The following is a 25881-nucleotide window of genomic DNA, read 5'->3' as shown; positions in this document are numbered from 1 at the left end:
CCTTCTGGAAACGCTCACTAAAAACAAATTTGCTTTTGATATTTATCACCAGAGTTGGACTTCCTGCTCTGGCGAGCTCGCTTGTATTTGTGACTTTAGATCATATAGATCTGATCAGTCCCTATTGTTCACTTACAGCTGAAATCCTAAATTGACCAGCCATTTCATCAAGCCACACATAGAGGATCATTTGAAGGTCGTTACTTTTACTGCTGTAAATTTCAGAGCAAGCTTCAAGAAATTCACAAAGAGATTCTTTTCCCCACTCTTTCAAAGAATCTTCGCTACAACCAAACGAGAGCATATTAGCGCTCGCTTCCTCATTGATGTCATTTGAAGAAATAACTGTAACTTCTTCATCAAGCTCTTTGAGCCATTGATTTAATTGATGATGCATAATTTTGACTCAAAAACATACGCCCATTTCAACTGCGCCATAGGCGTCAGCTGAAATTGCTTATACGTTTTGTAAATTTACCAATAAAGATTCAAGTGCTTCTTTCATATCCCACTCTACAGAGCCCATATTCAAAACACTAACTAAATACTCGTTGACCAGAGCTCTCGAATCTACAGGAATACTATCAACACTTTTTGAAGCTAAATCTTTATTTAGTAGCTGGCAGTCTTCAAATGATAATGTATGCTCTTGTGGAAGACTTAAAAATTTATCCAAGTTCATTTCTTGATTCTCGTTTTGATTCTGCGATTGAGTAGAAGGCTTGTAATTCTTTTATTGAAATCGTAATTGGTTTTGCATCTGAGTCTAAATGCTGAGAAGTATTTTCAGCATTTACTTCAACAAGGGTGACAATTTGACTATTTGAAGATACTTCCATTGATGTTATTGAAAATTTTGCTTCTCCATTCTCACGACAAACGATATCTGTAACTTTCATATTAACTCCTTTTACGCTCGAAACTCGGTAAACGTATAACGCCCAATTCAGCTGCGCCGTAGGCGTCAGCTGGAATTGCTTGTGTACGCCCAGCATGGGCGTGAACTAATGAGGTGAAAGCCCTCTGTAGGAAGAACACCGTTTATTAACGTGATGTTATTAAACGATAACTACTAGCGAATGGCAAGGGCTTATCCGCAAGGGTTGGTCTGGAGGAAGCCGCTAGCACTTTCGTTTATAAAGAGGACGAGCTGATGGACAAAAACATCATATGAGGCGTAGGCTGGAGGTGAGCTGGTAGGGTCTGTCCCGCAAAGCAAGGGTACAAGACGACAAAACCACGTGATCTAACGGCCACCGTAAATGATGCAGCAGTGTAAAGAAAGTTCACGTTCCCCTTTCTGTTTATAAAGAGTGGGGAGATCTGTTTAACTTGCGATCGGCAGGTAACCAGTAAGGCTCTGGTTTATAAGTGCCTTGGCTTTTCAGTCTCATCACCTGAAAAGAGCAAATAGATGAAAACCGATAGCGCATGACTGGGCAACTTGAAATGTGATTAAGTAGAAGTCAGCAGTCGGCATAGTAGCCCAACACTCATCGTAATGGTTGGGATAGCATACCCCGCATTAGCGTTGTGGGTACATGGTGAAGACCTGAACTTGAAAACCAATGAGGAGCCTGTGCAACTTAATTATTTATGCCCGACCGGGTTAAGGATGATTAGCGTAAAATCAGAAGCCATCATTGAAATTATTAGGAGCTAATCGGCCTATTGATTTTAAAACTTTTCGAGAACCGCCCTGTGCTGAGCCGCATGCACGGTGGTGTGGGGGCTGAGGGCTAGAGACCCTCGGCTACCCGATTAGCTTTTCCAAGACTCAAGAATTTTCTTCTGGCTTAACATGCTATAAACCCACTCCCTACCTTCTTTTTTCTTTGTAAAAAGATTCAATTCTACAAGGCCATTTAATACATTGGCTGCTGTGTTATACGCACATCCAAGGTTTTCTTTCACATTCATAGCTGTGAATGACTGTGCAAGGCCATTTTTCGCCACTTGAAATACGGTTTGTTGTTTATCGTTTAATTGCTTATACAAACCTGATTCCCATAACCATTTATTAAATAATTCAGTTTCTTCTAAGGTTTTTTTATAGGAATCTTTAAACTCATTGATTGCTCTGATAATTATTCCACATTGATAATCAATGAAATATGTTAAATCCATATCATCCGTTTCAGTATATAAATAGCTTTTACCATATTTAACTGGAGCCGTTTTTAATAAAACACTAATTGCAATATACCGAAAAGATGCAAAATCATTCTTGAACATGTACCAATAGAATAGTGCTCTTGCAACTCTGCCATTTCCATCTCTAAAAGGATGTTCGTACCCTATAGCAAAATGCAATGTAATTGCTTTTATTAAAGGGTGAAAATAATCTTTATTATCAATATCATGGTGACATTCATTAACCCATTTAGCTAAGTTCTTTATTCGTTTATTGAGTCCTTTAGCCGGAGGGGGGGTATGAACTGTATTACCCTCAGAGTCTACAACTTCAACGTCATCAGTAACTCTAAAAACCCCAGGAGTATAAGTATCGTTGTCGATGTTATCTACACCTTCTTTATGTAAAGCCAATATCAAATCGACAGAAAGATCTTTGTGACGATTGTCCCAAGCAAATTTCATCATTTTGAAATTACCAACAATCATCTTTTCATCGGGAGACCGAGGCTTTCTTTTTCTTTTAAGGAGATCTTTAGCTACTTTAGTGGTAGTAGCAGCTCCTTCTAATTGGCTACTACTGATAGCTTCATCTTCAATTAAATCATTAAGTATATACTCTAGGTGCTTTTCTTCGCCTATTTTACTACACATCCACTCTAAAGAAGCACTCGTGGTGTTTCGATCTGTTTCAGAGATTGCCTTTTGAATCGAAGGAGTTGAATAAAACTTGCAATATTTGAGCGGCTCCCCAATCGAAAGAATACTCTTTAATTGCCTGTTTCTAGCCATTTTTACAATAGACCATGAAACATTGGCATCAAGCTCTTTCGGAACTCTATACTTAAATTCATCGTAGTGAAGGTAACGGCCTTTAGAATCTATAGGCGAAAAAAGTCCTAGATATTCATCTATTTTTTCAGGCTCATTTTCAGCTATATGTTGAAAAGGACTAATAATTAGTTCACTTGGTGGTTTAGAAATCATTTTTATCTCAAAATACCTCTTAATTGAAATAACTATATACTAAGAATATAGCTTTGTCTCAAAAATATTGTTTTTTGAAATATAAAATAATATAACGAGATTCGAATGGAAAGCTAACGCCTTGCTCAGCGGCAGGCAAAGTGACGTGAATTTTGTGCGACAATTTGCGAAGCAAATGCACAAAAGGCGCGGCGCTTTGACTGTCCGGTGGAGGCGCGAAGCGCCGGAACGAACTGCAGCAACTTGTTAGGCATTGTACTTTTTAATGGTAAAATAGCACATTGAAGTACACATATTTCGACCTAGACGGACAAATTCTGCCTGACTAAAACCGAGTGGAATATGAGCACCATTACTAATAAAAGTAAACACTGATGACAGTGCATTCTCATCTTTTTTATCTATAAAGCCACAACTTTCTAGATGACCCAATGATGGCCCCCAGGTGTTACCTGCTCTTGTTGTAGTAAAACCCTTTTCTAGCGCAATTTCTCTCACGAGAGTTTCAAGTGCAATACGAATATTGGTTAAACTACCGTTATAATCTGGCTGTGCTTTTACAAAATCATCAGCAGAGGCTTTTACTGAGTTCTTTATATTTGCTTTTTGTTGTAATGATGAACCATCAAGCTCCATTATTAGTGCATCTTCAACTGGTACATACCCTTTAAAATTTGGATCTAGTGCTCTAATTAACTTGCCTTCAATTAGGTAGCCATCAAGTAATAATGATTTTTCCAATATTGAAAACTGGTCATCAAATTTGTACTTGGGGGATGTACTATTCCTAAGAGTTTTACTTGTCTCAATAACTTCTATGATTAGATCAGAAAGCACTTGAGCATCTGCATATTTCATTTCATCACTGATTCCAACAGGTGAAGAAACGGCTTGCGGATCGAAACCAAATTTCTCAAAGAGAACATACACAGTCGGACGATCTACAACACTTAATAGTTGAGCCAATGAAAATTTGGTTCTTCTAGATACTTGCATACAACTCCTGAATTCTGGTGATGCCTAACATTTTAATACTGCGCATTCTCATTTAACCAGAAACCACCAAGACTAAATAAATGCACAACACTATGTTTTATAGAATAAAAAATATGTTAACCGAATTTGGTTTAGCTGGCAAAGTGAGAATTCGCCTTTATCTCGTTCAGCATTCTCGTTATCTCTGCAATGGTGAAAATAATTTATTTAATTTCAATATGTTAACTTGGCCAGGGTTGATAATTGAGAACTATTCATTTGCAAATTACGCTTGATTTTAAAATTCAGCCAATCACGCTGTATAAAAACAAGAGCTATCCACTTAGCTCCACCCATGTCAATATTTAGTAATGGCAAAGCCTTCACAATTGTTGCAAGCTGGTATTGATTACCCGAGGGGTTGGGAAGAATTTGTAACATGGTTTTATGATGAATCAGTCTGTTTAAGTTTCCTAATCAATCTCAGATGGCCTTCAGGGTTTATTTGCCCACATTGCGCTGCTCAGATAGCCAATTCTTTTTGTGTGTGAACTGTCGCAAGAAAACATCCGTTACCTCTGGCACTACTTTCTATAAGAGCAGGGTTTCACTGCGAAGTTGATTTGCTGCGGTATGATATATATCTAATCAAAAGAATGGCGTTAGTGCTCTAAGAGTTAATCGGTTACTTGGACTTGGTAGCTATCAAACGGCTTGGTCAATTATTCATAAGATTCGTGCTGCAATGGCCCCCCCTGAAAGAGGTAAGCTAAGTAAAATAACTGATGTAGATGAAACTTTGGTCGCTGGTGTCATTTCACATTCAACAATATATTCAACAGCTTCGACGGGAACATTCAGCCTTTAAGCATCATTTGAGTAAATTAAGATTTGCTCTTTCATAACTTGAGATATTTCGTAAACCTTGCAGACTACAACGACTCCCCATGGCAAAGTTGTTATTCGTCGTTGGTGAAAAATAGCGTAAGCGCAGCATGGACGCTGCGCTAGATTATGGGGTGCATGGTCGTTCTCGCACATCCATGTGCTTCACGACATTCAAGCGTCCTGCCTATCAGATGCACCATCAGAAGCGTTAGGTATTTTTGCCATAAGAGGAATAACGCTTAACTTTGTGGGGCGGCACTGGGGTTTCCAAAGGGGAAGCAGCTGGAGGCTTCCCTTTTTGGCGGTGTGGAGTGCAACCCCACGATTTTTGCAACTTCAAAGAAGTTGAATTTTTTAAATCTAAGATACAAAGGCGCCGAATACCCGTTTTCACGGGTATGATGTGTACTCATTTTCTTAAATTTTTTGAAAACCTTGCGGATTAGTGTTCAGAGAATGTCACCGGGTTTGGCAATGAATATAACGTTTAAAAGCAAGAAGTAGAATGATTCAGTGAACCTTCACTGATACAGCTCGGCAATACTTGAAAGGTAAAAGGAAATGAATTTAGCATTTAGCGACTTTTAAAAAGACGCTAAATGCTAACAAACAAATTACTGCTCGCCGCTTGCGGCTTGAGTATCTTGTGTATCGTAAATCAGGATTGGTGCAGATTCACCTTTAACCACTGATTCGTCAACAACCACTTTGCTGATGTCTTCCGTCGAAGGAACGTCATACATGGTATCAAGTAGAATACTTTCAACAATTGAACGTAGACCACGTGCACCCGTTTTACGGTTCATCGCTTTTTGAGCAATCGCTTTTAATGCATCTTCACGGAATTCAAGTTCAACTTCTTCCATGTCGAATAACGCTGCATATTGCTTAGTGATCGCATTCTTTGGCTCTGAAAGAATTTGCACAAGTGCATCTTCATCAAGCTCAGTAAGCGTTGCTACCACTGGAAGACGACCGATAAATTCAGGGATAAGACCAAATTTAACTAAGTCTTCTGGCTCAACGTGTTGGAACGTCTCAGAAACTGATTTCTTATCTTTCTCACTGGTCACTGTTGCGCCGAAGCCGATACCAGTACCCGTGTCGATACGTTGATCAATCACTTTTTCAAGACCAGCAAACGCACCACCACAGATAAACAAAATCTTAGACGTGTCTACTTGCAAGAATTCTTGTTGTGGATGCTTACGACCACCTTGTGGTGGAACCGCTGCCACAGTACCTTCAATCAGCTTAAGAAGTGCCTGCTGAACACCTTCACCAGAAACATCACGAGTAATTGACGGGTTGTCGGCTTTACGGCTGATCTTGTCGATTTCATCGATGTAAACAATACCGCGCTGTGCTTTTTCAACGTCGTAATCACACTTCTGAAGTAGCTTTTGAATGATGTTTTCAACGTCTTCACCAACATAACCGGCTTCAGTTAATGTCGTTGCATCAGCCATAGTGAATGGCACATTCAATGAGCGAGCCAGTGTTTCTGCAAGTAACGTTTTACCGCTACCCGTAGGGCCGATCAATAAAATGTTACTCTTACCAAGCTCAACATCATCTTGTGGATTTGCATTTTTAAGACGTTTGTAATGATTGTATACCGCAACCGCTAAAACCTTTTTGGCTTTATCTTGGCCGATAACATAATCATCTAAATGTTCTCTTAGTTCGTGAGGAGTAGGTAACTTATCCGTGTCCTGTTTTGGTGAGATCTCCTTGATCTCTTCACGAATAATGTCGTTACAAAGCTCTACACACTCATCGCAAACGTATACAGATGGGCCAGCAATTAGCTTGCGAACTTCGTGTTGGCTTTTGCCACAAAAAGAACAATAAAGCAGCTTACCGTTATCGCCGTCACTTTTTTTGTCGCCCATTATTTTACCTCTTTATGCCGCCATCGAAGCAGCACAATAAATTCAAATCATATAAACAGATCATAACGTAGAATACGCTAAAAATCAGCTACGATGTGTCAATACAGAGTCAATAATACCGTACTCTAGTGCTTGTTCTGCACTCATAAAATTGTCACGATCTGTATCTTTTTCAATAACTTCTAGCGGTTGACCTGTGTGGTCCGCCAAAACTTTATTTAATTTTTCTTTAATGCCCAGGATCTCTTGTGCATGGATTGCAATGTCAGACGCTTGACCTTGGAAGCCACCTAGAGGCTGATGAATCATCACACGAGAACTAGGTAAACAATGTCTCTTACCCTTTTCGCCTGCAGCAAGTAAGAATGCCCCCATACTTGCTGCTTGCCCCATACAAACAGTACTTACGTTAGGCTTGATGAACTTCATCGTATCATAAATTGCCATACCCGCAGTGACTGAACCACCAGGAGAGTTAATATATAGATGAATATCTTTATCAGGGCTTTCTGACTCTAAGAATAAAAGTTGAGCCACGATTAAGTTAGCCATGTGCTCTTCAACTTGACCAACTAAGAAAATCACACGTTCTTTCAACAAGCGCGAGTAAATATCGTAAGAACGCTCACCTTTAGCAGTTTGCTCAACTACCATTGGGACGAGAGAATTTAAAACAGACTCTGGTGCTTTGTGCATTATTAGTTCCTTTATCCTAGAAAAACAATTGATGACATGTTTAATGTGTATTTATCTAACAAAGATAAACACTTGTTATGTCTTGCGTCCAACAGTTTATTTTAGGTTTATAAAAAATGGCTCGTATGAGGAGCCTCATACGAGCCATTATAAATGACTGTCAGCTAACCAAGTCAAGTCTAGCTCATAAATCTTAAGCTTGACCTGTAGCTTGGTTCATGAACTCTTCGAACTGAACTTCTTTGTCAGATACTTTAGCTGCTTTTAGAACTTCTTCTACAGCTTGCTCTTCAAGAGCAACGTTGCGCATGTTCTGCATCATCTCGTTGTTCTTGTTGTAGTATTCAACAACTTCACTTGGATCTTCATAAGCTGAAGCCATTGATTCGATAAGCGCTTTAACGCGATCTTCATCAGCTTTTAGCTCATTTGTTTTGATCACTTCACCAAGTAGTAAACCGATTTTCACACGACGCTCAGCTTGTTCAGTGAATAATTCAGCTGGTAGCTCAGGCATGTTCGCCGCTTGTTGACCACCGAAGCGTTGTAGTGCTTGTTGACGAACTACATTTACTTCACTGTCTACTAGTGCTTTTGGAAGGTCAATTTCGTGAGCGTCTACTAAACCGTTAATCACTTGCTCTTTCACGTTAGCTTTAAGCGCTTGCTCAAGTTCACGAGTCATGTTCTTACGGATTTCAACTTTAAGTGCATCAATGCCGCCTTCAGCAACACCAAATAAACCAGCAAACTCTTCGTTAACTTCTGGTAAGTCAGCACCTTGAACTTCAGTCAACGTGATTGCGAACTTAGCCGCTTTACCTTTTAGGTCTTCAGCATGGTAGTCTTCAGGGAAAGTAACTTCGATATCGAACTCTTCACCTGCTTTCTTACCTAAGATACCGTCTTCAAAACCAGGGATCATACGACCACTACCTAGTTGAAGTTCGAAATCATCAGCTTTACCGCCTTCGAACTCTTCACCGTCAACAGTACCAACAAAGTTCATTTTAACTTTATCGCTGTCTTCTGAAACGCGTTCTACTGCTGCGTATGTAGCGTGTTGCTTACGTAGAGTTTCAATCATGTTGTCAACGTCAGCATCTGTTACTTCAGCCACTGGCTTTTCAACGTTAATTGCTTCTAAATCTTTTAATTCAACTTCTGGATATACTTCAAAAGTCGCTGTAAATTCAAAGTTTTCACCTTCAGTAGAACCTGGAGTGAAAGTTGGAGCACCAGCTGGATTGATTTTCTCAGCAATGATTGCTTCAACAAAGTTACGTTGCATGAACTCGCCAGTGATTTCTTGACGAATTGCTGCACCATAGCGCTTTTCGATAACGCTTACAGGAACTTTACCTGGACGGAAACCAGCGATTTTTGCACGCTTAGCTTCGTTACGTAGTGCGTTTTTGATCAGCTTGTCTAGATCACCAGCAGGCACAGAGATTGTAACTTTACGCTCTAGGCCTTGAGTTGTTTCAACAGAAACTTGCATTATTTTACCTCAAATTTATCTAACGTCCTTTTTTCATAGCCGACGTTATCAGCTACGTTAAGAATTCGTTTTGTTGTGTTTATTTACCTATGCCCTACTGAAAAAAAAACTGCTTCGAGCACATTAATAAACATCATGTTATTAATAATAAGACGCAGCATTATAGCGATGCTTGACAACAGAGTCGAGAGGGAATTATAGGTGCAATAAGACAATATTAAGTTAATTGTTAAAATTAGAAATTCAGGCACAAAAAAAGCGACCTAAAGTCGCTTTTTTTGTACTCGATAAAGAGTGGGGTGACTGATGGGGCTCGAACCCACGACAACCGGAATCACAATCCGGGGCTCTACCAACTGAGCTACAATCACCACATTATTTGGTACGCCCGGCAGGATTCGAACCTGCGACCATCCGCTTAGAAGGCGGATGCTCTATCCAACTGAGCTACGGGCGCTTAATCCTATCCGGAATAGCTTATGCTATTGTAGTCACTCACTATTGTATTTAACAAGAGCAAATCACAAAAATGTGGTCGGTGATAGAGGATTCGAACCTCTGACCCTCTGCTCCCAAAGCAGATGCGCTACCGGGCTGCGCTAATCACCGTTATTCTCTTTCTCAGCAATGCCTGCACTGCCTTGAGAACGGAGCGAATATTATAGCCTCCCATTTCAACCGTCAACGATTTTTTTATAAATAAAGTTCGGATGATGAATTAACAGTCTAATTCACCTGAGTAGCGACTGATTATGCTGATTATCCATGACAGTTTTCACTATCACTGATAAAATGAGTCTGATTTTTCAGCAAATATCCTTGAACCAAATAAATCAGCTAAATGTGAAACCGTTATCGTAGCTCACTTACTATTTAATTTTATGTAGTTTGGTGCATGACGTTATTCATTTGATATCGTACCCAGCGGTTTATTTAGGTTAAAAAGGCTTGTCTTTTGAGAATTAAGCCACAAAAATAAAATAACAAATTAGGAGTTTACTGTTAAATCACCAAAATCACACTACCTTATAGCGCCGTATATAAAGGAAACCCTACATCCATGACTGCCCAGATAATAGATGGCAAAGCGATCGCACAATCTATTCGCAAGCAATTGAAACAAAGAGTGAGCGATAGATTGGCTGAAGGCAAACGTGCACCAGGCCTTGCAGTAATCCTAGTTGGAAACGATCCAGCCTCCGAAGTTTATGTTGGTAGCAAACGTCGAGCTTGTGAAGAAGTTGGCTTTGTTTCAAATTCATTTGACCTACCCATCACCACGACCGAATTAGAATTATTCCGTTTGATTGATCAATGCAATAACGATCCAGCTATCGATGGAATTTTAGTTCAATTACCTCTACCTGAACATATCAATGAAGAGAAAGTCATTGAACGTATACGTCCGGATAAAGATGTTGATGGTTTTCATCCTTATAATGTAGGTCGTTTAGCACAGCGTATCCCTTTATTGCGTTCTTGTACGCCTAAAGGGATTATGACTTTAATAGAATCAACCGGTATTGATACCTATGGTTTAGACGCCACAATTGTAGGTGCATCTAATATTGTTGGCCGCCCAATGACTTTAGAATTGTTGTTAGCGGGTAGTACGCCAACAACCTGTCACCGCTTTACTAAAAACCTTGAGCAAAAAGTACGACAAGCCGATCTACTCGTCGTTGCTGTTGGTAAGCCAAACTTTATTCCTGGAGAGTGGATAAAAGAAGGTGCAATTGTTATTGATGTGGGCATTAACAGATTGGAAAGCGGTCAACTCGTTGGTGATGTTGAATACGATGAAGCTGCAAAAAATGCAAGTTGGATTAGCCCTGTACCAGGTGGTGTTGGCCCAATGACGATTGTCAGTTTGCTAGAGAATACGCTTTTTGCAGCGGAAGAGTATCACGATTAATTTATAGTTTTAGTTATGCCCGAATAATTTATTCGGGCATTATAATGAATTACCACGAATCTAAATTAGTTCAGGTTTATACCCATGATACCTGAAGAACCTCGATTTCAGCGAGAATGCACAGCTTGTTAATCAAGGCGACAGTGTGCGGCAATAGTGAGCTATTGTTAGCACTCTTTTATCCACATTTAGTTAAATTCAAAATTTATAAAAATGTGTAAATGAACACCTATGTCTTTCAGGAAACTGCTGTGACATGAATTTCTTATAAGCAACTTTAAAATCTTTCCTTCTTACCCTTGCATTTTCGGCTCTTATTTTTTTAATCGAATTGTATAAGTTATAAGAAAACAGAAAATGTTCATTATCATCAAACATCTCGGACTCAGAGTTATAAAGTTGTGCATTCCTGTTAACTTTACTTTCTGTTGCGCCCAAAAATAAGAAATGTTGGACACTGTCTTCATCAAATTTATCAGCTACTTCATGATGCGCATCAATATTGTCATCGATAAACACAACATTTCGTCCTTCTAATCCATTTTTTTTCATATATTCTTTAATTGTCTCTCCTTTATCAAGGCTCTCCTTAAATTGCGTTTTAGAATCAATTTTAGGCTCAAATAATGTTTTAAAAGGAACGGTTATTTTTGCTAAGTTCAGTTTCCTTTCTATTCCCAACGCGTGAGAAACAATAATAAAATGAGCATCAGGAAACTTTTGTTGTAACTGATTTAAATGTTCGTTAATTTCAGATTCAACTGCCTCAGTATCAGTTATACCAGCGGAAATATCGCCTTTTTTATATACTAATGTTTCATCAATATCGAATACAAACAAAGGTGGTTGCTGCTGGGTGGGAATAGCCTCCGTCACATCAGCTATCGATGATACAGCTTTCATTTTCATAGGTTGATGGCCAGCTTTCCTTATCTCAAGAGGAACCTGAATTGTTGCTCGATTATTAGTAATCTGGCAATTTGCAGATAAATCCTGATTAAGAGGTTCAATATTGACAGTGTTCAATTTGTCTTTATGCCCACTTTGATTTTTCCTTTCTTGCCCAATACCAGAACACCTACAAGTAACTCCACTTGCCCATTGAGCATTAGGAATACGCCAAGTTGATAAGGTCGTTTTTGTAGATAATTCATTGTCAGTTTGTGCACAACTAGGACCGTCTACATCAAATATGTTATCCAGCTCGATTCGGTATTTTGATTTAAATAAAATGTCAGGTGCAAAACGTTTAATTCGGCTAGCTTCACGAATCTGAAAACTTTCTATAAAGGTACCATCAGTATTATCCAATTTGACTTTTTTGACTTCAAATTTTCGCTTGTATGGTTCTCCGCCCCCAGAGCCATTAAAACTAAACTCTACCTTTTGCCATTTATCAAATTCACAAATATCGCTTTTAAGCTTTTGCTGTTCTACCCACTGTGCTCTGCCCTTCCTGCTATCCCAAACAACATCGTAAGATGCCAATTTGGTATTAGGAATGAGGGATTCTTTGACTGACATAGTTGATCGTAATGTATTGGCTTTTACTCAGTATACTGCTGCATGTATTAACTAAAACTAACCCGTATGATGAATTCAGGTTTATATTAGCGAGTATGAGTAACACAGAGCTAGAAGATAAGAATATTCAACAAAATTGAAATTTTGTGCTTTGATAAATATAGAAGCGCTGGGGTCATAGCATCATATGTACCCAGCGCACATATAAATTGTTAATAAAACGACTTCTTCTCTTCAGTCATCTTCAATAATAAATCACAAGGAGCAAAACGGTCGCCAAACTGAGATTGATAACCTTTCAGCATATCAACTAAATTTGTCACACCAAGCTGATCCATATACTTGAATGGTCCACCTAAGAAAGGTGGGAAACCAATACCGAATATGGCTCCGATATCACCGTCTCTTGGGGATGCGATGATCCCATCTTCAAGACATCTTGCCGCTTCATTGAGCATTTGTACCACACAACGCTCTGCCACCATTTTAGGATCTTTATTCGCCGTAGGATTTAAGCTGAATAGCTTATAAACCGATTCATCAACTTGCTTTTTGCCTTTTTTAGCGGTTTTGCCATAGAGGTAAAAACCTTTCTCACTTTTACGACCTTTACGACCATCATTGAGCAATTTATCAAATGCTTTTGGCGCTTCGAAACGTTCACCTAATTCCTTTTCAAGGATTGGTGAGATCTTAGCTCCAACGTCAATGCCCACTTCATCTAATAGTGTCATTGGCCCGACTGGGAAGCCAAACTTAACTAATGACTTATCAAGGTGTTCAATGCGTTGCCCTTCTAACAATACACTCGCTGCTTCGTTCATATAAAGCGCAAGTATACGATTGACATAAAAACCAGCACCATCTTGAACTACAATCGGCGTTTTACCTTGCTTACGGGCAAAGGCTACTGTGGTATCAATGGTTTGTTGAGAAGTTTTCTTATGAGCTATCACTTCCACTAACGGCATTTTCTCAACAGGTGAGAAATAATGTAGACCGATAACATTTTCAGGTCTTTCTGCAGCTTCTGCGATTTGACCAATCGGTAATGAAGATGTGTTAGAAGCAAAAATCGTATCTTCGCTACATTCACGCTCAATATCTTTCACCATTTGGTGTTTAAGATTTAAATCTTCAAATACGGCTTCAACAACAATATCAGCATCTTTAACACCTTTATATTCTGTTGTTGTAGTCATCAATGCCATGGTCGCATCACGTTCAGATGACTTCATATGGCGACGCTTAACTTTCTTATCGAGCAACTTGTAAGCGTAAGATAAAGCGTTACTTAAGCCATTTTCGTTAATGTCTTTAACACGTGCAGGAATACCAGCTTTTGTGGTTGTTACAGACGCAATTCCACCGCCCATTAAACCACCACCAAGTACAACGGCTTTATTTACTTTTTTAGCATCGGCTTCGCCCGCTTCTTTCTTCATTTCAGTGGTTGCGAAGAAAATACTACGGAGTGCTGCCGACTCTTTGGTCATCACTAAATCAGCAAAATGACGAGCTTCAACATCTAAACCTGCAACCATGCCTTTCGACATACCGACTTTGACACAATCAATGATCTTAGGTGGTGCAGGATAATTTCCTTGAGTCTTTTTATTTACCTGTTTAGCAGCTTGATCAAACATGATGTTTCGACCAAAACTATTTGATTCAAGTATTTTGTTAACGAGAGGCGTTTTACGTTTCGCAGGCTTTTTCTTACCGCCTTTGGCGAGTTCAATAGCCGCATCCAACAGAATTGAGTTAGGAACTACATCGTGAACTAGACCATTTTTTAAAGCTTGCTTAGGACGAAGTTGTTTGCCTGTTAGCATCATATCTAATGCTGTTGCAATGCCCACGAGTCTTGGTAAACGCTGAGTACCGCCACCACCTGGTAATAAACCTAACATGACTTCAGGTAAACCAAGCATGGTTTTAGGGCTATCACTACAAATACGCATATGACATGCCATTGCAAGCTCAAGACCACCACCTAAACAATTACCATGAATAGCTGCGACAATAGGGAAAGGTAAACTCTCTAGTTCAGCAAAAACCTCATGCCCTTGTTTTGACAAGGTTCTAGCGTCTTCAGCCGTTGCACATGCATCAAGCATCTTGATATCTGCACCAGCAATAAATGAATTTTTCTTACCAGAGATGACAACCATGCCCTTAATATTGCGGTCGGCTTTAATCTCCTTGAGTAAATCGGTAATTTCTTCGGCAAATTTTGCTTGAAGTGTGTTCACTGATTCACCCGGCACATCCATAGTCAATACAGCAATGCCGTCATCTCTTCGAGAAAGGTTAAATGTTTTTTCCATCAGTTATCACTCCACTTCTACAATCATAGCTGCACCAAGACCACCAGCCGCACACGCTGTGGCCAAACCCGTTCCACCACCACGGCGTTGTAACTCACGACACACTTGTGTAATCAAACGAGTACCGGTTGCAGCAAATGGATGACCGTAGGCAATTGAACCACCTAGCACGTTAAATTTAGCCATATCAATGTCACCAATGGCACGTGACCAACCCAAGTTATCTTCAGCGAATGTTTTGGACGCAAACATTTTCATGTTCGCTAGCGTTTGAGCGGCAAAAGCTTCGTGCATTTCAATTAAATCTAGATCTTCCAATTGCATACCTGCACGCTCTAGTGCTTTAGGTGTTGCATATGAAGGTCCCATAAGCATGTCTTCCCATACATCAATGGCACTGAAAGCGTAACTCTTAATATAACCAATTGGCTGATAACCTAGAGCTTTCGCTTTACCTTCGCTCATCAAGATAACCGCTGATGCGCCGTCCGTTAATGGAGTACTGTTGGCCGCAGTCACCGTACCGTGCTTTCTATCAAAAGCAGGACGTAATTTGGCATAGCTATCTAAGTTAGAATTAGTACGAACGTTATTATCTCGCTCGATGAATGACTTATAAGGAGGAACGTGAGTGCTCATTACTTCATCATTCAATACACCGGAATCCCACGTTTTTGTGGCTAAAGTATGTGAGCGATGCGCCAGTGCATCTTGATCTGCACGGCTAATATTGTGGGTCTTAGCCATTTGTTCAGCTGTTTGGCCCATGCTTAACCCTGTAGAATATTCAGCAACAGCAGGGGGGACTGGCATCAAATCTTTTAGTCCCAATCTCTTGATGATGTTCCAACGCTGACCAAGCGTTTTGGCCTTGGTCAAATCTACAAGGCCGCGAGCTAGACGTTTTGATACTTGAATAGGTACAACAGATGATGAATCAGCACCACCTGCAATACCCACATCAATATTGCCAGTCAAAATAGATTCAGCCACGTTCACTGTTGACTGAAAACTGGTAGCACATGCACGAGTGACACTGTAAGCATCAGTTCCAATATCCATACCTGTGCCCAAAACAATTTCACGAGCAATATTCGGCGCAGCTGGCATTTGTACAACTTGTCCATAAACAAGTTGCTCAATGATTTTAGGTTCAAGCTCATTGCGAGCAATCATCTCATTGACGACCATTTTACCTAAATCTACTGCTGGTACTCCGTGTAATGCGGTTGCCTGCTTCGCAAATGGAGTTCGAAGACCAGCAACAATAGCGATACGTTCGCCTTTGCTATTAGTGAGCTGTTGCTTACTACCCATGTATTACCCCTGTTCCATTAGTTGCTGATTAAGCATAGTAAATATATATGAGTTCTTACCTGTTGCTTTGTTTTTGAAATCGGTTAAACAGGTCTGACCATAAAATCTGTGATCTGATTCTAACTATTTAAAATCAAGTTTCAAACACTTGTTTATATTTTTAAGTTTAAAAATGAACTTTTACTTGGATCTTGCTATCTATTAGCTATAAATGGTAAAAAATAGCAATACTTTCTGATTACTAGCCTAAATACTAATAAATTACGAGTTACCTCATGCCCTTAAATCGTTTTCAAACTCTGAGAAAATACTTAAATTTAGTGATTCTCGGCCAACCTGTTTTGACCGAAAATTTATTAACTGCACTTGTTGCTGATGGCCACTTACTCGTAGAGGGCCCACCAGGACTTGCAAAAACTCGTGCAGTCAAAGCTTTATGCGATGGTATTGAAGGTGATTTCCATCGTATTCAATTTACCCCTGACTTGCTGCCTGCAGACTTAACAGGTACTGATATTTATCGTGCGCAAACGGGTGCATTTGAATTTGAAGCTGGCCCTATCTTTCATAACCTGATTTTAGCGGATGAAATTAACCGTGCTCCTGCAAAGGTACAATCTGCGTTATTGGAGGCCATGGCCGAAGGCCAAGTTACTGTAGGAAAGACCAGTTATAAGCTGCCTAAGTTGTTTTTGGTAATGGCCACTCAAAACCCATTGGAAAACGAAGGCACATACCCACTGCCTGAAGCCCAGTTGGATCGATTTTTGATGCATTTAAATTTGGATTACCCATCTGCGGCAACTGAAGTTGAAATCTTACGTCAGTCTCGTAAAGAAGCTCAGACTAATAAGCATCTCAAAATGGAGCCTATTAGCCAAGAAGATGTTTTCGCCGCTCGAAACTCTGCTTTGCAAATCCATCTAGCCGAAACGCTCGAAAAGTACATCGTTGATATTGTGATGGCTACTCGTCAGCCACACAAGTACAGCGATAAATTGGCGAGCTGGCTTGAGTACGGCGTGAGCCCTCGTGCTTCTATCTCACTTGAGCGCTGTGCACGTGCTAGAGCTTGGTTGCAAGAGCGTGACTTCGTCTCTCCTGAAGACATTCAAGCCGTCGCACCAAACGTTTTACGTCATCGTTTATTGTTAAGCTATCAAGCGCAAGCTGAAGGCGTCAATGCTGATGACGTTATAAATGAAATTCTTAGCTTAGTTGCGGTACCGTAGGAATAACTCTGAATGAATATAGAGTTACCACTATTTGCCGATGGTATTCAGTTATCGGAAAAAGAACTGTTAGCTTGTCAAAACCTTGCCAAAGCACTACCACAAAGGCATACGAAAGCGAAAGCCGCTTTAGCTGGGCACCGAAGCAGTGCCATTAAAGGCCGTGGAATGGAATTCGCTGAAGTACGTCATTACCAGCAAGGTGATGATGTTCGAACCATCGATTGGCGAGTGACGGCAAGAACAGGTAAAGCGCACACAAAACTCTTTGTTGAGGAACGTGAGCGCCCTATTCTTCTGTTTATCGATCTCAGCCACAGTTTGTATTTTGGTTCACAATTGATGTTGCAATCGGTTCAAGCTGCGCACATTGCGGCAACATTAGGTTGGAACGCCATTAATCATGGCGATCGTTTAGGAGGCATTATTGCTTCAGAAAACGAGCACCTTGAATTAAAACCCAGAAGTCGTCGCCTAGGCATTCTGCAGTTAGTTTCATCTTTGACTAAACTCCATCAACAGCAGCTAAACCATATTGGTGATGAAGATTATCAGCAGGATCATTTAGTCAGTGCTTGCCAACGTTTAAAACGCCTCGCAAAGCCAGGCTCGTTAATTTGGATTATCACCGACGGACAAAACTTTACACCGGAATGTGTTGCCCCGCTGAATGAACTGAAACGTCATTGCGATATCAATGCATTTCTAGTTACCGACCCACTGAGAACCGGTGAACTACCGTTGCCAAGCCAGTTTTCATTGCCGGTTCGTCAAGGAAAGCACAAAACTATATTGACTCAGAGCAGCTATAAAATCTGGTTAGCAAACGAAAAACAAAAACAAAACGAATTTATTAATACGATGAAGCAACTCAAGGTATTTCCAAGAGTGATTAACTCAGGCAAAAAGCTGAGTGAGCAGTTGGAGTTATTACGTTTATGAATGCGTCGAATCCAGCTCTTGCTCAATTAAAGGATATTCAAACTCCAGATGCTATTGGTGTATGGCCTTTAGCTATTGGTTATTGGGTTGCGTTAGTTATCGCAATTTTAGCCATTGTCGGGTTAATTTATTTTTATAAGAAAAACAAGCAACAATCATTAGTTAAGAAAGCAGCCCTCTCTGAGCTCAATCAAATAGAGATCCAAAATACTCAAGAGTTTGCAGTGCAAATCAATGCCATTCTAAAACGAGCTGCATTGAGCTACTTAAAAAGAGAGCAAGTCGCCGCAATTGATGGAGAAAACTGGTACCAATTTTTAGACTCAACACTGACCGAGAGTAAAAAAGGTCAATTCAAAGCCTTGCTCAATCAAAGATACAGTAAGCAAGGCCTATCTAATGAACAAAAACAACAGCTCAAGACACTGGCAATTTTATGGATTAAAAAATCATTACCTCTGCACACCAAATCAAAAAGTGTCTTATTGCTGAGTAAAGCATCATTGAGTCAGGAGGCCAAATGTTAACACTTGCATGGCCTTGGCTATTAATTTTATTACCGTTACCTTTGCTCTTTCAAAAACAACATAAACAAGAAGTTGCCGGTCACCTAAAACTTCCAACCACCAGCACAACACAACTTGTTGGAACCATTCATACTAAGTTTTCTAAACGTTGGTATTGGTTAATGTGGCTACTGTTGGTGCTCGCTATTGCTCGCCCGCAATGGCTCGGAGAACCTATAGAGTTACCCAGTAAAGGACGTGACTTGATGGTTGCTGTGGATTTATCTGGCAGTATGCAAATAGAAGATATGGTATTAAATAATCAAACCGTTGACCGTTTCACCATGATTCAAAAAGTTGTTAGTGACTTTATTGATCGCCGTAAAGGTGATCGAATTGGTTTAATTTTGTTTGCCGATCACGCCTACCTGCAAGCCCCCCTAACCCTTGATCGACGCTCTGTAGCACAATTTTTAAAAGAAGCCGAGATTGGGTTGGTGGGTAAGCAAACCGCAATTGGTGAAGCGATTGGTTTAGCGGTAAAGCGCTTTGATAAGGTGAAGCAAAGTAATCGTGTATTAGTGCTTTTGACAGATGGTTCCAATAACGCTGGCGTGATTGAACCGATCGCAGCGGCCAAAATTGCCGCAGAGAGAGGCATTACTATTTACACCATAGGAGTTGGTGCGGATGTAATGGAACAACGCACCTTTTTTGGTCGTCAACGCGTTAACCCATCAATGGATCTTGATGAAAATACGTTAGAGCAAATTGCAAAGATGACTCACGGAAAATACTTCCGTGCAAAAGACGGTCAGCAATTAGAAAATATTTATCAAGATATCGATAAACTTGAACCTGTTGCCCGCAATCAACAAACCTACCGCCCACGTAGCGAACTTTTCTATTGGCCTTTGGGTTTAATGTTACTGATCAATATTCTACTGAGTCTTGCCAAACTTCCTATATTCAATCGCTTTAAAACAAGTGGAGGTCAACTATGAGCCTTCATTTTATTAGACCCGATTGGCTATGGGCATTATTACCGTTGGCAGGATTGCTTTTTGCGCTCTACAAAACTCAAGGGGCCAGCACTGCTTGGTCAAAATACATCGCACCTCACCTTGCCCATTTATTAGTCGATTCGGGTAAAAAAGAATCAAACAGCTCGATCGTGTATATCGCGATTATTTGGTTGCTGTCTGTGATCGCACTTTCAGGGCCTGCAGTAACTAAGCAAAATCTGCCCGTTTTTGCGAGCACGCAAGGTCGAGTCATTGTGATGGATATGTCTTTATCGATGTACGCCACCGACCTTGTACCTAATCGTTTATCGCAAGCCCGGTACAAGGCAACCGATTTAATTAAGTCCTTAAAAGAGGGCGAAACTGGGCTCATCGCTTATGCGGGCGATGCATTTACTATCAGTCCACTCACTCGTGATAAAGCAACCTTACTGAATTTATTACCAAACTTATCGCCGAGTATTATGCCTGTCGCAGGCTCAAATATTGTTGCAGCTCTCACCAAAGCCAAAGAGTTACTTACGCAAGGTGGTCATATTAAAGGTGACATCATTTTATTTGCTGACGGTATTAAAGCCAGTCAACTTTCTGATGCAAAAGATGTGCTTTCAGGTACCGATTATCGCTTAGCAATTATGACATTTGGCACACCTCAAGGGGCTGCAGTTCGTTTACCTAATGGCGATTTATTGCGTGATAATGCTGATCAAGTTGTTGTCGCAAAAACGGATTTTCATGTGCTATCAGAACTCGCCTCAAATTTTCATGGCATTGTTACTCGAAACCAAGCCGATGACTCTGACACTCAAGACGTTGAGAATTGGTTATCTACTGATGATTCAGCGAAGTTAACAGATTTACAAGGTGAGGCTTGGCAAGATCTCGGCCCGTACGTAGCACTATTAATATTACCGTTATTGCTACTCAGCTTTAGAAAACAATTCAGTGTGGCGTTACTTTTAGTGGGTCTAGGTTTGTCTCAACCTAACACAGCCTACGCAATGGACTGGGACTCATTATGGAAAACTCAGAACCAACGAGCTCAGCAAAATTACGATAACAAAGACTACCAGCAAGCGGCTAAACAGTTTGATGACCCTCAATGGAAAGCCAGTGCCCAATACAAAGCGGGCAATTATCAAGATGCCTTAAGTGGCTTTGAACAAGATAAGTCGGCCAACGGCTTATACAACCAAGGCAACAGCTTGATGCACATGAATAACTTTTCAGAAGCAGAAAAGCGTTATCAACAAGCTTTAAAGCAGGATCCTAACTTTACTGATGCCAAACAAAATTTAGAACTCGCCAAAAAGCTGCAAAAACAACAGCAGCAAAATCAATCGAAGTCTGATAAAAATAATCAAGACAAGGATCAGAAAAGCAAAAAGAAAGACCAAAAAGATCAAAATAAGGACAGTCAACAACAGCAAAATAAAAACCAACAGAACAAACAAAATCAGCAGCAGAATCAGCAAAACCAAAAAAGTTCTGAGCAACAAAAATCAGATTCTCAAAACAAACAACAAGAGAATCAAAAGCCTAATGAGAAACAGAGTCCTGAGCAAAAGAAACAGCAACAAAAAACTAAAAAAGAGCAGGAACGCCAACAAGCTGAGGCTCAAAAGCGTAAACAATCAAAGCAAGAACAAAACAAAGGCAAATCACCAATAGAGAAAATAGATCCAAATAAACCAAAGGATTTACCGCCTGAAATGCAGCGCCAGCTCAAAGCAATCCCAGAGGATCCGCAATTACTCTTGCGCAATAAAATGCAACTTGAATATCAAAAGCGTCGCCAACAAGGCCGATTACCAAAGGAAAGCGAACAGTGGTAAAACGACTCATACTCCTAACGATTAGCCTCTTCGGTTTTATTCATTCAGCCGTTGCACTAACAGCAATTGAAGCCTCTGTTGACCGTAACCCTGTGGTTCAAGGGGAATACTTTGTACTGACGGTAACAGGTGATGATGATTTAGCGGGTAACGCAATCAATACTTCAATATTAGATAAAGACTTCGTCATTGGTCGCACGAGCGTTAACCGCAGCACTCAAATAATCAATTTCGATACTCAGAAGAAAACCAGTTGGCAAATTTTACTGGCGGCCAAGAATAAAGGCATCGCCACCATTCCGGCTTTTAATATCAATGGGGTGAAATCCAATCCAATTGCTTTGCAAGTGGTTACGGATAATAACGCAAAACAAAAGTCGAAAGACGTCTTTATTAAGACCACATTAAAGCACAAAGAAGCGTATGTAGGGCAACTGCTCACATATAACGTAAAGCTTTACTTGGCAGTAGATTTACAACGTGGAGTCCTTAACGCACCTGATGTGGCAAATGCCCAAGTAAAGCAAATTGGTGATGATAAGGATAAAACCGAAGTCGTTAACGGGCGCCGCTTTAGAGTCATTGAGCGAACTTATGGGGTCATTGCTGATAAGCAAGGCACTGTCGATATTGGTGAAGTGAGCTTTGAAGGTGATGTATTAAGCAATGCCCGCCAAGGGTTAGGCATGTTTTCGTTTAATGAAAGTCGCCCTGTTCGAGTAACTTCTCCCTCTCAAAAAATCACCATCTTACCCAAGCCTAAAAGTTATCATGGTGATTGGCTCGTCTCAGATTTAGTCGTATTGAAAGAAAACTGGACTAAGCACGATAAAGATTATGAGTTGGGTGCACCGATAACTCGAACCATAACACTTTATGCTTCAAATACCGACGAAACTAGCCTTCCTGAAATTGAGTCTGTATTACCGAGCAGTATGAAAAGCTATCCAGAAAAGCCTAAACGTAAAACTTATACACGTAACGGTAATATTGTGGGTGAGCTTGTGCAAACCGAAGCTATTGTCCCTACTAAAGCAGGTACTTTTACTTTTCCAGAAGTTAAAATTCCGTGGTGGAATCCAATTCGTAAAAAACAGGAATACGCCACTCTTCCAGCTAAAACCATAGTAGTAAAAGGAAGTGCAACTGCTGCAAATGTAAACCCGATTGTTACCTCAGCTCAAGCTCAATCATCCACCGAATACTCAGCAGGGTACTGGCCATGGCTAACAGCCTTGTTTGCCCTACTTTGGTTAGCTTCAAGCTTTATGTGGCTGAGAAAGCCAAAAGTGGTTCAAATAGCTAACGATGACGTATCTGATATTGGCTTAAATGCAGCTCCAAGCCTAAAAGAAACAGAAAAAGAGATTAGGAACAATTTCGAACAAAATCATTATGGGAAAGTATTAAGCCTACTGCAAAAATACTATTCGGCAAAACTAGGGCGGTCCGTCAACCTTCATCAGTTGACCCAGCTCGCACCTGAGTTGTCCGACCTCATCAGTAAATTGCAGGCCACGCAGTACGGTAAAAACAACGTACAAATAGATATCTCGTTGTTAAATCAAGCACTAAAGATTCACTTTAATTTGAAAGAAAAAGCAAAAAAAGACAGTTTTGTTGATTTAAATCCATAAATTTAACAAACATTAAAAATTTTAGGCTTGGATATAGCTCAAACTAGCATTAAGCTACAGTGCTGACTTTGTCGATTTACATTAATTTTCAATTACAAAGTTATCCAAGTGAACATTACTCTTTTCTAATACTTGGGGTCAGAGAGAAGAGTAAAAATTCTAATAAATTAAAAAAGATAATAAAATGTTTGATAGTTTGCGAAAGAAAAAGTCGGATGATGCGGTCTCTTTAGACATGATAAGCAAACAACGACGTTACGAAAGCCTTGTGCGCGCACTGAACACCGATATATACCGATATGCATATTGGTTAACCGGTAACAAGCACATTGCTGAAGATATAACACAAGAGACCTTTCTACGTGCTTGGAAAGCTTTAGACTCTTTAAAAGACGATAAAGCCGCAAAAGCATGGTTGATTACTATCTTGCGTCGGGAAAATGCCAGACGTTTCGAACGAAAGCAGTTCGACTATTCTGATATTGAACAGGATCACTTGGAAGATGTGTTTTCTGGAAGTAATGAGGACCATGCGGAACAATATTTACTCAGAAAACAAATTGGAAATTTAGAAGTGGAATATCGTGAGCCATTATTACTGCAAGTTGTTGGCGGTTTTAGTGGTGAAGAGATTGCCGAGATTTTAGATTTGAACCGCAATACTGTTATGACCCGACTATTTAGAGCCCGTAATCAGCTGAAAGAAGCATTAGAGAAACCTGAAGTTCGAGGGCGAGCAAATGGATGATTTAGAATTCCGACGTAAGGTATTTTCCGACCCCAATAGTCAGGAGCCTGACTTTTTGCAAGCGATTAATGATAATGCTGGGCGGAAAGACACACTCAACAGTGTTAAAGCATTAAATGATAGAATTAGTGATGCTTTAAACGTTGATACACCTGATGGTATGGCTGAGCGTTTAATTCTCAGGCAGCAACTCAAACAGCATCATATTCATAAGCGCAAAACAGGGTTTACGCTTGCAATGGCAGCATCGGTAGCCTTTGTAGCAGGCATTGCGTTCACTTTATTAAGAAATGCGCCTGTTGACTTAACAGAACACGCTATTGCTCATGTTTACCATGAAGATGTCGCAATGTCAGCTGACCAAGATATTGGTTTTAGCGACCTTAATAAACAGTTGGTTTCGCTGGTAAGTATGAAAGGAGCTCACTTTACTCAACAACCGGGTGAAGTGCATTACTCGTCATACTGTGATTTCCAAGGTGTTAGAAGCCTTCACATGGTTATGCAAGGCCAAGACGGTAAAGTGACTGTCTTTATCGTGCCTGAAGAGAAACGCATGCAGTTTGAAAAGTCATTTTCAGATAAGAAGTATCAAGGCATGACTTTCAAAAAGGACGGCGCTTACATGGTATTAGTTGGCGAAGATAAAGCTGACTTAAACTATGTGAAGAAAGAACTGGAAGGCACGTTTATCTAATCGAGATAAGTTTCGCATAAAAACAGCTGCAATTGTGAATTGTGGCTGTTTTTTTATGTGCTTAATTTGTAGAATGTCCCCGTTATTTCATCTGTATTTGTTTTATGACTGATTTTAGTATTTTCAATAAGACCACAAGCCAATCTTTTAAACAGCAAAAAGGCTTTATCAAAAGAGTGTTGAATGGCAAGAATTTAAATTGCCCTGAATGTGGTAAAGATTTAGAGCTGATTTTGCCTGCAAAAAAAGATGCCGTTAAGAATCCGGGGATTTATTGTAAGAAAGGCTGTACTGATATTGAGTTGGATATGGATGCTGTTCAGGTATAGATGCTTTGTTTAGCATCATAATATGACTTTTTGCTCGTCGCACTCATGAAAATGGGTGCCCAGTGACTTTTGCTCTTTTCTTAAAAGCAAAACTTCTGCTAAGTTTAAAAACCTTGGACTTTCAGTCCAAACCTGACCAAGAAAGGAGTCTACAGCAACTCCTCTCTTGAATCTCTCCATGCCGCCCCGCAAAGTTAAGCGTTATTCCTCTTATGGCACAAAATACCTAACGCTTCTGATGGTGCATCCATGCACCCCAGAATCTAGCGCAGCGTCCATGCTGCGCTTACGCTATTTTTCACCAACGATGAATAACAACTTTGCCATGAGGAATCATCGCAGCCTGCAAGGTTTTCGAAATATCTCAGGTTATGAAAGAGCAAATCTGAATTTACTCAAATGATGCTTAAGGGCTGAATGTTCCCGTCGAAGCTGTTGAAGATATTGTTGAATGTAAAATGACGTGGGCGAGACATGGACGTCGAGCCAAGCTCTGGGGTACAGGATGTACCATCAGAGCTGTTAGGTATTTATTCAACAATATCTGAAACGCTTAGCTTCGTTGGGGCGGCACGGGATGATGCAAGAAGGGATTTGCTGGAGAATCCCTTTTTGCTCGGGTGTGGGCGGAAAGCCCACGACTTTTAACCTAGATAAATCAGTTGATAAATGGCATAACACTACAACCTGATGTTTTTATAGGCCGAGTCTATGAAATTGCGAGGTTCTACCATTCACCCATTAGGTGAAGCTCCAAATACACAACTAT

21 protein-coding genes, 3 tRNA genes and 1 pseudogene are annotated in these 25881 nt (G+C 40.2%); 11 read left to right on the top strand and 14 right to left on the bottom strand.

Annotated features, from left to right (window positions below; all coding sequences use genetic code 11):
• Window positions 1-121: 121 nt before the first annotated feature.
• The 5 genes from JQC92_RS13935 to JQC92_RS13915 form a co-directional block, all read right to left on the bottom strand.
• Entirely contained in the window at window positions 122-397 is a 276-nt protein-coding gene (locus tag JQC92_RS13935; protein WP_205000206.1) for a hypothetical protein, read from the bottom strand.
• Between the two features lie 60 nt (window positions 398-457).
• Window positions 458-682: a hypothetical protein gene (locus tag JQC92_RS13930; protein WP_205000205.1), complete on the bottom strand. Its 225-nt coding sequence runs from the start codon at window positions 680-682 to the stop codon at window positions 458-460.
• Window positions 669-899 carry a hypothetical protein gene (locus JQC92_RS13925; protein ID WP_205000204.1) on the bottom strand — a complete coding sequence of 77 codons (231 nt, stop codon included), beginning with the start codon at window positions 897-899 and terminating at the stop codon, window positions 669-671. Before JQC92_RS13925 ends, JQC92_RS13930 begins: the two co-directional genes overlap by 14 nt.
• Window positions 900-1761: 862 nt before the next feature.
• On the bottom strand, window positions 1762-3120 hold the full coding sequence (locus JQC92_RS13920) for a Fic family protein (RefSeq protein WP_205000203.1): 1359 nt from the start codon (window positions 3118-3120) through the stop codon (window positions 1762-1764).
• Window positions 3121-3366: 246 nt separating this feature from the next.
• Window positions 3367-4116 carry a hypothetical protein gene (locus JQC92_RS13915; protein ID WP_205000202.1) on the bottom strand — a complete coding sequence of 250 codons (750 nt, stop codon included), beginning with the start codon at window positions 4114-4116 and terminating at the stop codon, window positions 3367-3369.
• Between the two features lie 350 nt (window positions 4117-4466).
• Between JQC92_RS13915 and JQC92_RS22680 the strand changes: the two are divergent.
• Window positions 4467-4927 (top strand): annotated as a pseudogene (locus JQC92_RS22680) (transposase); the annotation flags it as partial.
• A 670-nt stretch (window positions 4928-5597) separates the two neighbouring features.
• Here the strand turns inward: JQC92_RS22680 and clpX are convergent.
• The 6 genes from clpX to JQC92_RS13880 form a co-directional block, all read right to left on the bottom strand.
• Window positions 5598-6878, bottom strand: a complete 1281-nt coding sequence (clpX, locus tag JQC92_RS13905; RefSeq protein WP_129947055.1) for an ATP-dependent protease ATP-binding subunit ClpX — start codon at window positions 6876-6878, stop codon at window positions 5598-5600.
• An 84-nt stretch (window positions 6879-6962) separates the two neighbouring features.
• Window positions 6963-7574 (bottom strand): ATP-dependent Clp endopeptidase proteolytic subunit ClpP, encoded by a 612-nt coding sequence (clpP, locus tag JQC92_RS13900; protein ID WP_205000200.1) that lies wholly within the window; start codon window positions 7572-7574, stop codon window positions 6963-6965.
• A 193-nt stretch (window positions 7575-7767) separates the two neighbouring features.
• Complete coding sequence (gene tig, locus JQC92_RS13895; protein WP_205000199.1) at window positions 7768-9075, bottom strand: trigger factor; 1308 nt, start codon at window positions 9073-9075, stop codon at window positions 7768-7770.
• A gap of 295 nt (window positions 9076-9370) precedes the next feature.
• A tRNA-His gene (locus JQC92_RS13890) sits at window positions 9371-9446 on the bottom strand.
• A 9-nt stretch (window positions 9447-9455) separates the two neighbouring features.
• Window positions 9456-9532 (bottom strand) — tRNA-Arg (locus tag JQC92_RS13885).
• Window positions 9533-9607: 75 nt separating this feature from the next.
• Window positions 9608-9684: transfer RNA gene (locus JQC92_RS13880), tRNA-Pro, on the bottom strand.
• A gap of 451 nt (window positions 9685-10135) precedes the next feature.
• Between JQC92_RS13880 and folD the strand changes: the two genes are divergently transcribed.
• The gene (folD, locus tag JQC92_RS13875) at window positions 10136-10990 is read left to right on the top strand and encodes a bifunctional methylenetetrahydrofolate dehydrogenase/methenyltetrahydrofolate cyclohydrolase FolD (RefSeq protein WP_205000198.1); all 855 of its coding nucleotides are present in this window, start codon (window positions 10136-10138) and stop codon (window positions 10988-10990) included.
• 198 nt (window positions 10991-11188) lie between these two features.
• Here folD and JQC92_RS13870 read toward each other — a convergent pair whose 3' ends face one another.
• The 3 genes from JQC92_RS13870 to fadI form a co-directional block, all read right to left on the bottom strand.
• A complete protein-coding gene (locus tag JQC92_RS13870) occupies window positions 11189-12514 on the bottom strand; it encodes a hypothetical protein (protein WP_205000197.1) in 1326 nt (441 codons plus the stop codon).
• Between the two features lie 212 nt (window positions 12515-12726).
• On the bottom strand, window positions 12727-14844 hold the full coding sequence (fadJ, locus tag JQC92_RS13865; protein WP_205000196.1) for a fatty acid oxidation complex subunit alpha FadJ: 2118 nt from the start codon (window positions 14842-14844) through the stop codon (window positions 12727-12729).
• Between the two features lie 6 nt (window positions 14845-14850).
• Window positions 14851-16161 carry an acetyl-CoA C-acyltransferase FadI gene (gene fadI, locus JQC92_RS13860; RefSeq protein ID WP_205000195.1) on the bottom strand — a complete coding sequence of 437 codons (1311 nt, stop codon included), beginning with the start codon at window positions 16159-16161 and terminating at the stop codon, window positions 14851-14853.
• A 275-nt stretch (window positions 16162-16436) separates the two neighbouring features.
• On the opposite strand from fadI, the gene JQC92_RS13855 reads away from it, so the two are divergent.
• From JQC92_RS13855 to JQC92_RS13815, 9 genes are all read left to right on the top strand, one after another.
• Complete coding sequence (locus JQC92_RS13855) at window positions 16437-17393, top strand: AAA family ATPase (RefSeq protein WP_205000194.1); 957 nt, start codon at window positions 16437-16439, stop codon at window positions 17391-17393.
• Window positions 17394-17405: 12 nt separating this feature from the next.
• The gene (locus JQC92_RS13850; RefSeq protein ID WP_205000193.1) at window positions 17406-18335 is read left to right on the top strand and encodes a DUF58 domain-containing protein; all 930 of its coding nucleotides are present in this window, start codon (window positions 17406-17408) and stop codon (window positions 18333-18335) included.
• Window positions 18332-18862 (top strand): DUF4381 domain-containing protein, encoded by a 531-nt coding sequence (locus JQC92_RS13845; protein ID WP_205000192.1) that lies wholly within the window; start codon window positions 18332-18334, stop codon window positions 18860-18862. The genes JQC92_RS13850 and JQC92_RS13845 overlap by 4 nt, the downstream gene beginning before the upstream one ends.
• Entirely contained in the window at window positions 18856-19845 is a 990-nt protein-coding gene (locus JQC92_RS13840; protein ID WP_205000191.1) for a vWA domain-containing protein, read from the top strand. Before JQC92_RS13845 ends, JQC92_RS13840 begins: the two co-directional genes overlap by 7 nt.
• Entirely contained in the window at window positions 19842-21701 is a 1860-nt protein-coding gene (locus JQC92_RS13835; protein WP_205000190.1) for a VWA domain-containing protein, read from the top strand. The genes JQC92_RS13840 and JQC92_RS13835 overlap by 4 nt, the downstream gene beginning before the upstream one ends.
• A complete protein-coding gene (locus tag JQC92_RS13830; RefSeq protein ID WP_205000189.1) occupies window positions 21695-23338 on the top strand; it encodes a BatD family protein in 1644 nt (547 codons plus the stop codon). Before JQC92_RS13835 ends, JQC92_RS13830 begins: the two co-directional genes overlap by 7 nt.
• Window positions 23339-23522: 184 nt before the next feature.
• Window positions 23523-24086: a sigma-70 family RNA polymerase sigma factor gene (locus tag JQC92_RS13825; RefSeq protein ID WP_129947069.1), complete on the top strand. Its 564-nt coding sequence runs from the start codon at window positions 23523-23525 to the stop codon at window positions 24084-24086.
• Complete coding sequence (locus tag JQC92_RS13820) at window positions 24079-24783, top strand: DUF3379 domain-containing protein (RefSeq protein ID WP_205000188.1); 705 nt, start codon at window positions 24079-24081, stop codon at window positions 24781-24783. Before JQC92_RS13825 ends, JQC92_RS13820 begins: the two co-directional genes overlap by 8 nt.
• A gap of 104 nt (window positions 24784-24887) precedes the next feature.
• Window positions 24888-25112, top strand: a complete 225-nt coding sequence (locus JQC92_RS13815) for a hypothetical protein (RefSeq protein ID WP_205000187.1) — start codon at window positions 24888-24890, stop codon at window positions 25110-25112.
• The last annotated feature ends 769 nt before the right edge of the window (window positions 25113-25881 follow it).

The sequence above is a fragment of the Parashewanella hymeniacidonis genome (assembly GCF_016900895.1).
Classification (GTDB): domain Bacteria; phylum Pseudomonadota; class Gammaproteobacteria; order Enterobacterales; family Shewanellaceae; genus Parashewanella; species Parashewanella hymeniacidonis.
The sequence above is the reverse complement of the archived record's forward strand: the minus strand, read 5'-3'. Positions and strand labels throughout refer to the sequence as shown.